This window comes from Rhizobium sp. RU20A (assembly GCF_900155885.1).
Taxonomy (GTDB): Bacteria; Pseudomonadota; Alphaproteobacteria; order Rhizobiales; family Rhizobiaceae; genus RU20A.
Map to the genome: position 1 here is coordinate 601470 of NZ_FTMB01000001.1, position 12340 is coordinate 613809.

A 12340-nucleotide genomic window follows, 5' to 3' on the forward strand; every position below is an offset into this window, starting at 1 on the left:
CGGGCGGGGAGGCCCGATCTGGAAGCCTAGAATGCTGCGCCTATAGCACCGTGCGCCGCGCGGGCAAAGCCGCTTTGCCACCCGTTTCGCCAGACTTTCGAAGAAGATGACCCCATAGGGCGGGCAGCGGTATCGTCCCCGCCCGAAATCGGTCGGTTGGCCGCATCGCTCCGGCATGCCGTAACCCTGCCGTTTTTTGTCGCTTCTGGCTATGGTCGCGAAGCCCTGTTTCGAGTCTGTCTCCCGTCCGGGTGTGCCAGATGGCAAACCGATGAACCCCAGTCTAAGGATCCGACCCATGCGGATGATCATTCCGGCCTTCCTCTTCCTCCTGCCCGTCGCCGCGAGCGCGGCCGATCCTATTGCGCCCGTCAAGGAGGTTATGGCCGCCGTCGAGGCGAACTGGAAGAGCGCCGATGACGGACAGAAGCCCGAGGACACCGACTATTTCAACGATGATTTCCTCGCACGCCTCTACAGCCGCGATTTCACCGCCAATTACCGGGCAGCCGAGAAATACCCGGCTTTCGACGAAGGCACGACGCCCTTCGAATACGATGTCATCATCATGGGACAGGATGGCTGCGACCTGAAGGATGTATCCATCCAGCCGGGCCCGACCACGGATGGCCGCACCGATGTCACCGTCACCTTCGACAACACGCACTGCTTCGGCGAGCGCGAGCCGGGCTGGAAGCCGAACGAGGTTCATTTTCAAGTGATCGAGGAGGGCGGCAAGCCCGTCATCGACGATATCGTTCGCATGCTGGACGGGCCGCAATCCCTGAAGGACGAAATGAAGGAGATCGTTCGGGTCGGCGCTGGCGGAACCCCGCAGGGCATCATTCCGCAGGACGCCGAATAAGCGGCGCGCGCTGACGCAGCGCTCGGAACCGGAGGGAAGAGCGGCATCGCCTTCCCATTTGGCCGTCTTTATGCCACTGGAGCGCGCTTAAGGATGGAAGAGCGGCCGATGGACAGCCAGATGGCGTCCCGGCCCCGGACGGGGACAGCACGACAGACATGGCAGGCACCAACAGCGAGCGTGAACTGATAGCGGACGGACCGGCGATCATTCTCGTCCATCCCCAGCTTGGCGAGAACATTGGCATGGTCGCCCGCGCCATGGCGAATTTCGGGCTTGCCGAATTGCGCCTCGTCAATCCCCGTGATGGCTGGCCGAACGAAAAGGCCGTGTCCGCAGCAAGCCGCGCCGACCACGTGATCGAGGCTGCCAAGGTCTACGAGACCACGGAAGCCGCGATCGCCGATCTGTCCTTCGTCTACGCCACGACGGCGCGCGACCGCGACGGCTACAAGCCGGTTCGCAGTCCCGTCTTCGCCAGCCAGACGTTGCGCGAGCGCCACCGTGCCGGCCAGAAGGTCGGTATCCTCTTCGGCCGTGAGCGCACCGGCCTCACCAACCAGGAAATCGCGCTGGCCGACGAGATCGTCACCTTCCCGGTCAACCCGGCCTTCGCCTCGCTGAACCTTGCCCAGGCCGTGCTGCTGATGTCCTATGAGTGGATGAAGACTGGACTGGAATCGCTGGAGGCGACGCCCTTCCAGGCGCTGCCCATGGCGCCGGCCACCAAGGACGATCTGCAGGGCCTTTTCGACCATGTGGAAGAGGCACTCGACGCGCGCGGCTATTTCCGCCCCGCCGACAAGAAGCCCAAACTCATCGAGGGCCTGCGCGGCGTGCTGACGCGGCCGGGCTTCACCGCCAGCGAAATCCGCGTGCTGCGCGGCGTCGTCGCCTGTCTCGACCGTTTCCGCCGCGATGCGCCTCGCGGTTCCGGCGCACCGGACGAGCCATCCCGCCGCCGCCGCGCAATCCCGGAGGAGCAGGAGAGCGGCGCCGATGGCTGAAGCGGCAGGCGAGGGCGCACGCCCCATTCTCGTCTTCGACAGCGGCATCGGCGGTCTCACCGTGCTGCGCGAGGCACGCGTGCTTATCCCGGAACGTCGTTTCATCTATGTGGCCGACGACGCGGCCTTTCCCTACGGCCCCTGGAGCGAGCCGGCCCTGTCGGCCCATGTGCTTGATCTCTTCGGCGCGCTGCTGACGCGCTTCGAGCCCGAAATTACCGTCATCGCCTGCAACACGGCCTTCACGCTGGTCGGAACGCAACTGCGCGCCGCCTTTCCCGCCATGCCCTTCGTCGGCACAGTCCCCGCCATCAAGCCCGCTGCCGAACGCAGCCGATCCGGTCTCGTGACGGTGCTGGCGACGCCCGGCACGGTGAAGCGGGCCTATACGCGTGATCTCATCCAGTCCTTCGCCACGCAATGCGAGGTGAACCTCGTCGGCTCGCCACAACTCGCGCGGCTCTCGGAGGCCTATATTCGCGGCGAAAGCGTTTCAGACGACGCGGTGATGGCGGAAATCGCGCCCTGCTTTGTCGAGAAGAATGGCCGCAAGACCGATATCGTCGTGCTCGCCTGCACCCATTATCCCTTGATGGCCAATGTCTTCCGCCGCCTCGCGCCCTGGCCGGTCGACTGGTTGGACCCCGCCGAAGCCATCGCCCGGCAGGCCCGGCGCCTCACGCCCGCGCTTCCCGATGCCGCTGAACCATCCGGCGAGGACATCGCCGTCTTCACCTCCGGCAGGCCGGATTTCGCCACCCGCCGCCTGATGCAGGGCTTTGGTCTGAAGACTATCTCGGGAGGCTGAGGGCGAGAAGCCTGTGGGTTGTGGCTGAAACGCGCTCGGATAGAGCGGCTCGATCGTGCTAGGGCTCTCCGTCGCCCGGAAGCGGACCGGGCGAATCATCTTTCGACAAATGACGAGGACAGCGATGAAGGTCGGCATCGACATGGGCCAGACGTCCGACGGGGCAGCGGCCAAGCTCGATATCGAGGAGCTGCTTGCCACGCGTCTTCTGGTGCAGGGCAATTCGGGCTCGGGAAAGTCGCATCTGCTGCGCCGCCTTCTCGAGCAATCCGCCCCTTGGGTCCAGCAGGTCGTCATCGACCCGGAGGGCGACTTCGTCACGCTCTCCGACAAGTTCGGCCATGTGGTGGTTGAAGGGGAACGCAGCGAGGCCGAACTGATCGGCATCGCCACCCGCATCCGCCAGCACCGCGCCTCCTGCGTGCTCTCGCTGGAAGGCCTCGATATCGACGACCAGATGCGCAATGCCGGCATCTTTCTCAACGCCCTCTTCGATGCAGACCGTGAATTCTGGTATCCGGTGCTCGTCGTCGTGGACGAAGCGCAGCTCTTTGCGCCCTCCGTCGGCGGCGACGTCTCGGAAGAGGCGCGCAAACTCTCGCTTGGCGCCATGACAAACCTCATGTGCCGCGGCCGTAAACGCGGCCTTGCCGGCGTCATCGCCACCCAGCGCCTCGCCAAGCTCGCCAAGAACGTTGCGGCCGAAGCGTCCAACTTCCTGATGGGGCGCACCTTTCTCGACATCGATATGATGCGTGCCGCCGACCTGCTCGGCATGGACCGCCGTACGGCCGAAATGTTTCGGGATCTGAAGCGCGGCTCCTTCGTGGCGCTCGGGCCCGCGCTCTCGCGCCGCCCGCTGCCGGTCACGATCGGAACCGTCGAGACCTCCGCGCGCTCCACCAGCCCGAAACTGATGCCGCTGCCGGAAGCGGGCCGCGATCTCGAAGACATCATCTTCACGCCGGACCCGGAAGAGTTGCTGCGCCCGCTGCCGCGCCGTGTCACGGCCGCGCCCCGTCCGGCCACCGACATTCTCGCCGAACTCTCCAAGGCGCCGCCGCCGATGCCCGCCGTCGAGTCAAGGCCGGCCGTCACCGAGATGGACGAGGGGGAGCGCGAAGCAATCCTCGACAGCCTGATCGCGGAAATCCTGGACAACCCGCAATCGGCCTACCGTCCCGATTCCGAACTCTTCCAGGACTTCCTCGTGCGCTGCCGCATCCGCCGCGTGCCGGGCGTCGCACCGACGCTTTCAGCCTTCCGCCGCAAGATGGCGATCGCCCGCTCCGGCGTCGATGCCGGGACGGCAGCCGGCGAAGGCTGGGCCAAGGCGCTCGATCTGTCGCGCGGCGTCTCGGAAGATCTGCAGGGCGTCTTCCTGCTCGTCGCGCAAGCCGCTCTGCGCGCCCTGCCATGCCCGTCCGACCTCATGCTTGCCCGCGCCTACGGCACCCATTCGGCCCGCCGCGCCCGCCGTCTCCTCGGCTATTTCGAGGAACGCGGCCTCATCGTCGTCCACGCCGATCTCGCCGGCCGCCGCATCGTCGCCTTCCCCGACCTCGGCACGGAAACGGCACCGGGTGACGCGAATGCGGGCGAAGACCTTCGGGCGGCGGCGGAGTAGGATCAATTCATGTTTGGCGGAGGTGGAAACGGATTCGCTTCCGGAGGCTGATGCATGTAAGTTACGGGCAAAGCGCGTTTGCCAGAAAGTAATTCATTGAAGTAGACCATGTTTTGCTTTTGTGTCCCTTGCTCAGTTTCCCAACCAATTGGCCCGTATGACAATTTCTTCAAGTCATGTTTATCGAATTTCAAACCTAAGTCGTCTCCCATTTCTGCCAGCAACTTGATAAGCAGGTCATCTCGTTGATCAAGAAAACGTTCGCTACCTTGTTCAGTAGTGGGCACGGGCGAAGACAAATGGTCCATGTAGGAACTAAACGCGGTCAGTACCTTCGGACGCCCGTAAAATTCAAGATCGATCAAATTAATAGCGCCCACGTGCTCCGGATCTAAGCGTAACCGCCTCGTACGCATTAAAGATCTAAATATCCCGATTCTCCGGTTGTAGTCGTCAGAACGTGACTGTCTAAACCTGTCGACGCCAACAGCAAGAATTGGGCCGACAACGATCGCAATCAAATTTATTAAGTCCATCCAACGCATTTCACTCAAAAAAGTTGCTTGCATTACATGCCTCGAATTTTTTCGAATTTGGCGTTAATCGGCCCTATCGGCGTTTCCAATCTATGGACCTGATTGGAATGTATAAAGCATGGCAGGCTTAGTTTGATGGGAATCATATCGTTGGTAGTATCCGAAGACGCTCCCGTAATAAGCGCGCCCCCCTTCTTCATTGTGAATTTGACATCCGCCAAAATTGTAGAGCCATCACCTGACAGACTAAATTCCCCATCGTAGCATCCACCTCCTGCGTCGGCGCCCACTATTCGTCCGTTGCTGAACACGAATATCCCCACCGACTGTCCTGCAATTCCAGTTAGATAGGCCGTATAAAAGCCCTCAAAGACTTTGTCAGATGTCATAATCAATGCTCCCCGATGCGTCGGATATTACCAATAATTACTGGATTTTTGATCGCGCGTTTTATCTTTTAAACAAGAATCTACTTGAAATTGGAAGAGGGTTCTCGTTTTGTTTGATTTGGCTTATAGTCGTTGACAATTCCATGACGCTCCCCTAAAGACCCCGCGAGCACCGGGTGGTAACGCCCGGTGTTTTCATTGACATGTCCCGTGGCTTCTCCGGTGCTTTCCGTGAGAAACCTGTCAGAGCCGCCTCAAGGCGGATTTCAGAGGAGGGCGTGTTTCCTCGATCCGGCCTGGCAACAGGCCGGTGGAACCTGTTGAAAGGAAATACGATGAGCAAGCGCGAATCGTCCAAGTACAAAATTGACCGCCGCATGGGCGAAAACATCTGGGGCCGTCCGAAGTCCCCGGTCAACCGCCGCGAATACGGCCCGGGCCAGCACGGCCAGCGCCGCAAGTCCAAGCTTTCCGACTTCGGCGTGCAGCTGCGCGCCAAGCAGAAGCTGAAGGGCTACTACGGCGACATCCGCGAGAAGCAGTTCCGCGCCATCTATGAAGAAGCCAACCGCCGCAAGGGTGACACGGGCGAAAACCTGATCGGCCTGCTGGAATCGCGCCTCGACGCCATCGTCTACCGCGCCAAGTTCGTGCCGACCGTCTGGGCTGCCCGTCAGTTCGTCAACCACGGCCACGTCACGGTGAACGGCGTTCGCGTCAACATCGGTTCCTACCGTTGCGCCGCTGGCGATGTCATCGAAGTCCGCCAGAAGTCCAAGCAGCTCGTCACGGTTCTCGAAGCCGTCCAGCTGACCGAGCGTGACGTTCCCGATTACATCGACGTCGATCACAACAAGATGGTCGCCACCTATGTGCGCGTTCCGACCCTGTCGGACGTTCCGTACCCGGTCATCATGGAACCGAACCTGGTCGTCGAATTCTATTCGCGTTGATCGGTTCGATCCTTGCAAAATTCGGAAAAGCCGCCCAGAAACGGGCGGCTTTTTCATTTTCGGCAGGGGAGGATGCCGGAACGCGCCAAAGGCTGGCGCGCGCTCTGACGGGGACCGGGAATGAACGATAAACAGGCGACGTCGATCGATCTCGCGGCCATCGTGGCCGGGATCTACGAGGACATGAAGCCGCGGATCGGTGAGGGCAAGGTGGCGGACTACATCCCGCAACTGGCGCGCGTCGATCCCAAACAATTCGGCCTTGCCGTGGTAACGGTCGATGGCACCGTCCACAGCGCCGGCGATGCAGCCGTTCCCTTTTCCATCCAGAGCATTTCCAAGGCCTTCACGTTGACGCTGGCGCTTGGCAAGCACGGCGAATCGATCTGGCGGCGCGTCGGCCGCGAGCCCTCCGGCTCGGCCTTCAACTCCATCGTCCAGCTCGAGGCGGAGCAGGGCAAGCCGCGCAACCCCTTCATCAATGCCGGCGCCATCGCCATTACCGATCTCATCCTTGCCGGCCACACGCCGAAGGAGCTGATCGGTGAAATCCTGCGCTTCCTGCGCTATCTCGCCAATGACGACGAGATCGTCATCGACCGCGATGTGGCGCAGTCGGAAGCCGCGACCGGTTTTCGAAACGTCGCGCTTGCCAATTTCATGCGGTCCTTCGGCAAGCTCGATCATCCGGCTGAGCATGTTCTCGGCGCCTATTTCCACCAGTGCGCCATCGCCATGAGCTGCATCCAGCTCGCCCGCGCCGGCCTGTTCCTCGCCAATGGCGGTACGAGCCCGCTCACGGGACATTCGGTGGTCTCGCGCCAGCGCGCCAAGCGCATCAACGCGTTGATGCTGACCTGCGGGCACTATGATGGCTCCGGCGATTTCGCCTATCACGTCGGCCTGCCCGGCAAGAGCGGCGTCGGTGGCGGCATTCTCGCGGTCGCGCCCGGCAAGGCCTCGATCGCCGTCTGGTCGCCGGGCCTCAATGAAAACGGCAATTCGCTGCTCGGATCGCTGGCGCTCGAAAAGCTCGCCAACCGCACCGGATGGTCGGTCTTTGCCGGTTGATCATCCGCCGTCGGCCGTCAAACGCCTGACATTCGACATTTGTACTTGATCTTTGCCAGAGGGGCGGGCAAGTCCTGAGCGCTCCTCTTTTGCAGGACCAGCGGCGCCGAGCCGAGGGATGCCATGATGGATATCACGACCCACACTGACGCCACCGAGCCGGTGGAAAGCCCTGGCGACGACATCGCCGGCGGCCCCGCCATCTTCACCGGCATGCCCTCCTCCGTCTCCTTCAACAAGCTGCGCAAGCGGCTGCTGCGCCAGACCCGTCAGGCGATCGAGGATTTCGGCATGCTCAACGGCACGAAGCGCTGGCTGGTCGGCGTCTCCGGTGGCAAGGACAGCTATTCGTTGCTCGCGATCCTCCTCGATCTGCAATGGCGCGGCCTGCTGCCGGTGGAACTCGTCGCCTGCAATCTCGATCAGGGGCAGCCAAATTTCCCCAAGCACGTGCTGCCGGAGTACCTCACGTCGATCGGCATCAAGCACCGTATCGAGTATCGCGACACCTACTCCATCGTGAAGGAAAAGGTGCCGGAGGGCGCGACCTATTGCGCGCTCTGTTCGCGCCTGCGTCGTGGCAACCTCTATCGCGTCGCCCGCGAGGAGGGCTGCGATGCGCTGGTGCTCGGCCATCACCGCGAGGACATCCTCGAAACCTTCTTCATGAACTTCTTCCACGGCGGGCGGCTGGCGGCCATGCCGGCCAAGCTCCTCAATGACGAGGGTGACCTGACGCTGCTGCGCCCGCTGGCCTATGCGGCGGAAGACGATCTGGCAAAATTCGCTGGTGCCATGCAGTTCCCCATCATCCCCTGCGATCTCTGCGGCTCGCAGGATGGGTTGGAACGCAATGCGATGAAGGCGATGCTGGCCGATATCGAGCGCCGCATGCCCGGCCGCAAGGATACGATGCTGCGGGCGCTCGGCCACGCCAATCCCTCGCATCTGCTGGACCCCAGGCTTTTCGACTTCAAGGCCCTCACACCGGAGACCCGTTCATGACCGCGTCCATCGACATTGCCGACCTCGCCAATATCCTCCAGGAGGCGGCGGTGAAGGAAATCCTGCCGCGCTTCCGCAATCTGGGCGACGGTGACGTGCGCGAAAAGAGCGAGGCCATCGACCTCGTCACGGAAGCCGACGAGGCGGCCGAGCGGCTCATCAAGGCCCGCGTCGCCGAGATTGCGCCGACCGCACTCTTCATCGGAGAGGAAAGCGTCGCCGCCGAACCGGCGCTGCTCGACACGCTTGAAGGCGCGGAACTGGCCGTCGTCGTCGATCCCATCGACGGCACCTTCAATTTCGCGGCCGGCATTCCGGCCTATGGCGTCATGGCAAGCGTCGTGGTGAAAGGTGAGGTGACCGCCGGCATCATCTACGACCCCATGGGCAATGACTGGGTGATCGCCGAGCGCGGCGCGGGCGCCTGGCTCTGCAAGGCGGATGGCTCGCAGACCAAGCTTGCGGTCGCAGCACCGGTTGACCTCGGCGACATGGTCGGCTGCGCGTCCACGAGCTTTGCCAAGCAGGAAGAACGCGTCGGCCTGATGACCAACCTCGCCAAGGTTCGCATTGCCGCCAGCTACCGCAATGCGGCCCATGAATACCGCACCATGGCCGGCGGCTATTTCCATTACCTCATGTACCAGAAGCTGATGCCCTGGGATCACCTCGTCGGTGCCATCATCTGCGAGGAAGCTGGCGCCCATGTCGCGCGCCTCGACGGCTCCGCCTATCGCCCGGGCCATGTCGACGGCGGCCTGCTGGTGGCGGTGGACAAGCCGAGCTGGGACCTGCTGCGCCGCGAAGTCTTCACCTTCTGAGTCACTCTCTCCTGAAACTGAAAAGGCCCGGTCTGCGCAAGCAAACCGGGCCTTGTGCATTTCGGAACAGCTTCGGCTGTCAGGCCGGCTTGTTCTGCGACTTGAACAGCTTTCCCTTCTCGGCGATCAGTACGAAGAAGAAGCCGATGACCGAGACCGTGAAGAAGCCGATGACCATCGGCAGCGCCGTGCCGTTGAAGGCCTGGCCGATCACCGCGCCGATCACCGTGCCGCCGGCGGTGCCCATGAAGCCGAGGACGGAGGAGGCCGTGCCGGCGACATGGCCGAGTGGCTCCATGGCGAGCGAGTTGAAGTTGGAGCCGATCCAACCGAACTGGAACATCGCGATGGCGAAAAGGCCGAGGAAGAGCGGGAAGGGCAGGTGACCCGCCCACAGGATCTCCAGCACCAGCCACAATGCGTTGACGGCAAGGAAACCGATCAGCGCGCCGTGCGAGAGAACCCGCATGCCGTAGCGACCGACGAGCCGCGCATTGATGAAGGAGGCTGACGACATGAAGGCCGCCACCGCCGCGAAGGCGACCGGGAACCAGGCGCCGAGCTCATAGATGCCGACATAGATCTGCTGCGCCGAATTGATGAAGCCGAACAGCGCACCGAAGATGAAGGTGCTCGACAGCGTGTAGAACAGCGCGATGCGGTTGGTCAGAACGATACGGAAACCATCGAGGATCGAGGCGACCGTGAAGGGACGGACATCCTCCGGCGCCAGCGTTTCCGGCAGGCGCAGGTAGAACCAGGTGACGATGACCATGGCGATCAGACCCATGAACACGAAGATCAGGTGCCAGTTGCCAAAGAGCATGATGATCTGCCCCGTGCCGGGCGCAAGGATGGGCACGATCATGAAGACCATCATGATCAGCGACATGACCTCGCCCATGGCGCGTCCGCCAAAGACGTCGCGCACGATGGAGATGGTGATGACGCGCATCGCGGCCGAGCCGATACCCTGCACGAAACGCAGGATGAGAAGCGCGGTGAAGCTCGGCACGAGGAGCGCCATGAAGGCCGAGACGATGTAGATCGCGAAGCCGACGAACATCGGCGCGCGCCGGCCAAAACGGTCCGACAGGGGACCGTAGAAGAGTTGCGAGACCGCAAAGCCGATGAGATAGGCGGAAATCACGTACTGGCTGTGATTCTCATCGACAACGCCAAGCGACCGGCCGATGTCCTGAAGACCCGGCAGCATGATGTCGATGGCCAGCGCATTCAGCGCCATCAGAAGCGCCATCAGGGCAATGAATTCGACCTTGCCCATGCCCTTCAGGCGGGCTTTGGCCTCGGGTGACAGATCCGTCATGAGAAAATCCGGTGTTCAGGCGACCCAAACGGCGCGCCTGCAAGAAAAACGAAAAGGCCCACCAGCCGCAGGCTGCGGCTCGGGCTTATGAGAATGTCCTAAGATGATCGGCCGCCGCGGGAGCGCACCGGCCCTATCGGATCAGGGGATCAGGCAGCGCCCTTGACGGCGATGCCCTGTTCCTCGAGATGTTGTTGAAGCTCGCCGGCCTGGAACATCTCGCGTACGATATCGCAGCCGCCCAGGAACTCGCCCTTGACGTAAAGCTGCGGAATAGTCGGCCAGTTGGCGTAATCCTTGATGCCCTGGCGCAGGTCCATGTCGGCGAGCACGTTGATGCCCTTGTAGTCAACGCCGAGGTAATCGAGGATCTGGACGACCTGGCCGGAGAAACCACACTGCGGGAACTGCGGCGTGCCCTTCATGAAAAGCACGATGTCGTTGGTTTTGACTTCGTTGTCGATGAAATCGTGAATGCCGCTCATACCCGTCGTCCTCTTGCAAGCGGCTTCAAGGGCCGCTGATTTGGCTGTTGTGTCTATACGCTTCGCCGGTTCGAATCCGCCGGGAAAAGCGCCTTCTGCCTCTTAGATAGCAAGGGGACGGAAGGATGAAAAGACCTCGCCGAAACGTTCGGTTCGGTCGGCATGCTTTTCAGAACCTGCTACTGCGTCGCCTCGCAGCCGGTACGGCCGGTCTCAGTAGTCGCGAAAGTCCTGAGGTCGAGCGTCTTTTCGACGGTCAGCGCCGAGCCGAAGCCATTGGCCTGATGCTCGGCAAATTCCGGGCAAGTGGCGGCGCTGCCCACGCCGGTCCGCTCGCGATAGGTCAGGCTTGTTTCTCCGACATCGAAGCTGTTGGCGGGTACATCCAGAACCGTCTTGCCGTCGCGATCGAGGTCCACGACGACAAGGTCACCGTCCGGTCCCGTCGAGCGTGTCATGATCAGGAGATTGTCCTTCAGGGCCGAATACCACAGCGGGTCGCCAGGTTTGCCGACGATGAAACTCGCGCGTGCCGCATCGAAACGGCAGGGCGTAAATTCACGCGACTTGCCGATGCGGAAGACAGCGAACCGCTCGCCCGGTGCCTCGGCATGTGCCTCGGCCACCACGACGTAGCGCGCATTGCGCGGGCAATCCTGCGCGGTTTCCTCCGCGCGTGCTGGATCGAACGCCGCTGCCGTCAGGCAAGCACCCGTCACGAAACCGGTGAACACGGCGGCAAGGCGATTGCGCATGGGGAGTCCTCGGTGTCCGGCGCTTCAGCGCGTGCGCTGCTTGCTGCGGCTCGCTGCCGTACGCCGCCGGCTAACCTGCTTGCGCGCGCGCTTTGCCGGTGCTTTCTTCTTGATAAAGCGACCTGTCCGGGCCGAGCGCGCCGGTTCGCCATCTGCTGATCCAGCGGCTCGTGTCTTGCGGCGCTTGCGCTTCGTGGCTGTGGTCACGCCTGCCTTGTTGAGCAGTTCCTTCACCACTTTTTCGACAACGCCCGTGACCAACTCCTTCATCAGGTCGGCCATGCGCTTACTCCGCGGCCGGCGGGGCGGAAGTCTGGAGCGCGAGTGCGTGCAGCACGCCGCCCATATTGCCCTTCAGCGCATTGTAGACCATCTGGTGCTGCTGCACGCGGCTCTTGCCGCGAAAGGCCTCGGCGACGACTTCAGCCGCATAGTGATCGCCGTCGCCGGCGAGGTCACGGATGACGACCTTCGCGCCGGGAATGCCGGCCTTGATCAGGTCCTCGATATCGCCTGCGTCCATCGCCATTGGGGTCTCTCCGATTCATGGTCTTTGCGGAAAGGATAGGTGCGAAGCACGGTTAACGTCAATCGTGCCACGGGGAATTGGGCTTCCGTGATCAACAGGCCCGCAACGGAAAACCCCGCCGCTGGGAAGCGCCGGGGCTCTCGGAAGTCACATGGTCACGCG

14 protein-coding genes are annotated in these 12340 nt (G+C 62.3%); 8 read left to right on the forward strand and 6 right to left on the reverse strand.

Features of this window, described 5'->3' with window-relative positions:
• Window positions 1–298 precede the first annotated feature (298 nt).
• The 4 genes from F3H41_RS02965 to F3H41_RS02980 all read left to right on the forward strand — a co-directional run bounded on the left by F3H41_RS02965 (window position 299) and on the right by F3H41_RS02980 (window position 4307).
• Entirely contained in the window at window positions 299–865 is a 567-nt protein-coding gene (locus tag F3H41_RS02965; RefSeq protein WP_188129323.1) for a hypothetical protein, read from the forward strand.
• 158 nt (window positions 866–1023) lie between these two features.
• The gene (locus F3H41_RS02970) at window positions 1024–1872 is read left to right on the forward strand and encodes an RNA methyltransferase (protein ID WP_149737067.1); all 849 of its coding nucleotides are present in this window, start codon (window positions 1024–1026) and stop codon (window positions 1870–1872) included.
• Entirely contained in the window at window positions 1865–2680 is an 816-nt protein-coding gene (gene murI / locus F3H41_RS02975) for a glutamate racemase (RefSeq protein WP_149737068.1), read from the forward strand. Before F3H41_RS02970 ends, murI begins: the two co-directional genes overlap by 8 nt.
• A 124-nt stretch (window positions 2681–2804) precedes the next feature.
• Window positions 2805–4307 carry an ATP-binding protein gene (locus tag F3H41_RS02980; RefSeq protein ID WP_149737069.1) on the forward strand — a complete coding sequence of 501 codons (1503 nt, stop codon included), beginning with the start codon at window positions 2805–2807 and terminating at the stop codon, window positions 4305–4307.
• 2 nt (window positions 4308–4309) lie between these two features.
• Here the strand turns inward: F3H41_RS02980 and F3H41_RS02985 are convergent, their stop codons facing one another.
• Window positions 4310–4876 (reverse strand): DUF6680 family protein, encoded by a 567-nt coding sequence (locus F3H41_RS02985; protein WP_149737070.1) that lies wholly within the window; start codon window positions 4874–4876, stop codon window positions 4310–4312.
• A gap of 691 nt (window positions 4877–5567) precedes the next feature.
• Here F3H41_RS02985 and rpsD point away from each other — a divergent pair.
• The 4 genes from rpsD to F3H41_RS03005 all read left to right on the forward strand — a co-directional run bounded on the left by rpsD (window position 5568) and on the right by F3H41_RS03005 (window position 9082).
• Complete coding sequence (gene rpsD, locus F3H41_RS02990; protein WP_149737071.1) at window positions 5568–6185, forward strand: 30S ribosomal protein S4; 618 nt, start codon at window positions 5568–5570, stop codon at window positions 6183–6185.
• Window positions 6186–6305: 120 nt separating this feature from the next.
• Window positions 6306–7256, forward strand: coding sequence for a glutaminase (locus tag F3H41_RS02995; protein ID WP_149737072.1), 951 nt, complete (start codon window positions 6306–6308; stop codon window positions 7254–7256).
• A gap of 162 nt (window positions 7257–7418) precedes the next feature.
• Complete coding sequence (gene ttcA, locus F3H41_RS03000; protein WP_348532485.1) at window positions 7419–8261, forward strand: tRNA 2-thiocytidine(32) synthetase TtcA; 843 nt, start codon at window positions 7419–7421, stop codon at window positions 8259–8261.
• Window positions 8258–9082, forward strand: a complete 825-nt coding sequence (locus tag F3H41_RS03005) for an inositol monophosphatase family protein (protein WP_149737073.1) — start codon at window positions 8258–8260, stop codon at window positions 9080–9082. Before ttcA ends, F3H41_RS03005 begins: the two co-directional genes overlap by 4 nt.
• A 79-nt stretch (window positions 9083–9161) precedes the next feature.
• Here F3H41_RS03005 and F3H41_RS03010 read toward each other — a convergent pair whose 3' ends face one another.
• The 5 genes from F3H41_RS03010 to F3H41_RS03030 form a co-directional block, all read right to left on the reverse strand.
• Window positions 9162–10367, reverse strand: a complete 1206-nt coding sequence (locus tag F3H41_RS03010) for a multidrug effflux MFS transporter (RefSeq protein ID WP_149738188.1) — start codon at window positions 10365–10367, stop codon at window positions 9162–9164.
• 191 nt (window positions 10368–10558) lie between these two features.
• Window positions 10559–10894 carry a Grx4 family monothiol glutaredoxin gene (grxD, locus tag F3H41_RS03015; protein ID WP_149737074.1) on the reverse strand — a complete coding sequence of 112 codons (336 nt, stop codon included), beginning with the start codon at window positions 10892–10894 and terminating at the stop codon, window positions 10559–10561.
• 179 nt (window positions 10895–11073) lie between these two features.
• Window positions 11074–11649, reverse strand: coding sequence for a hypothetical protein (locus tag F3H41_RS03020; RefSeq protein ID WP_149737075.1), 576 nt, complete (start codon window positions 11647–11649; stop codon window positions 11074–11076).
• Window positions 11650–11673: 24 nt separating this feature from the next.
• A complete protein-coding gene (locus tag F3H41_RS03025) occupies window positions 11674–11931 on the reverse strand; it encodes a hypothetical protein (protein WP_149737076.1) in 258 nt (85 codons plus the stop codon).
• A gap of 4 nt (window positions 11932–11935) precedes the next feature.
• Window positions 11936–12178, reverse strand: coding sequence for a BolA family transcriptional regulator (locus F3H41_RS03030; protein WP_149737077.1), 243 nt, complete (start codon window positions 12176–12178; stop codon window positions 11936–11938).
• Between the last annotated feature and the right edge of the window lie 162 nt (window positions 12179–12340).

Bases quoted from the DNA above. Each gene is read 5' to 3' on its own strand.
- F3H41_RS03005 (WP_149737073.1), top strand. From the start codon at position 8,258: ATGACCGCGTCCATCGACATTGCCGACCTCGCCAATATCCTCCAGGAG.
- F3H41_RS02995 (WP_149737072.1), top strand. From the start codon at position 6,306: ATGAACGATAAACAGGCGACGTCGATCGATCTCGCGGCCATCGTGGCC.
- F3H41_RS02970 (WP_149737067.1), top strand. From the start codon at position 1,024: ATGGCAGGCACCAACAGCGAGCGTGAACTGATAGCGGACGGACCGGCG.
- murI (WP_149737068.1), top strand. From the start codon at position 1,865: ATGGCTGAAGCGGCAGGCGAGGGCGCACGCCCCATTCTCGTCTTCGAC.
- F3H41_RS03030 (WP_149737077.1), bottom strand. From the start codon at position 12,178: ATGGCGATGGACGCAGGCGATATCGAGGACCTGATCAAGGCCGGCATT.
- grxD (WP_149737074.1), bottom strand. From the start codon at position 10,894: ATGAGCGGCATTCACGATTTCATCGACAACGAAGTCAAAACCAACGAC.
- F3H41_RS02980 (WP_149737069.1), top strand. From the start codon at position 2,805: ATGAAGGTCGGCATCGACATGGGCCAGACGTCCGACGGGGCAGCGGCC.
- F3H41_RS03025 (WP_149737076.1), bottom strand. From the start codon at position 11,931: ATGGCCGACCTGATGAAGGAGTTGGTCACGGGCGTTGTCGAAAAAGTG.
- F3H41_RS02965 (WP_188129323.1), top strand. From the start codon at position 299: ATGCGGATGATCATTCCGGCCTTCCTCTTCCTCCTGCCCGTCGCCGCG.
- F3H41_RS03020 (WP_149737075.1), bottom strand. From the start codon at position 11,649: ATGCGCAATCGCCTTGCCGCCGTGTTCACCGGTTTCGTGACGGGTGCT.
- rpsD (WP_149737071.1), top strand. From the start codon at position 5,568: ATGAGCAAGCGCGAATCGTCCAAGTACAAAATTGACCGCCGCATGGGC.
- F3H41_RS03010 (WP_149738188.1), bottom strand. From the start codon at position 10,367: ATGGGCAAGGTCGAATTCATTGCCCTGATGGCGCTTCTGATGGCGCTG.
- F3H41_RS02985 (WP_149737070.1), bottom strand. From the start codon at position 4,876: ATGCAAGCAACTTTTTTGAGTGAAATGCGTTGGATGGACTTAATAAAT.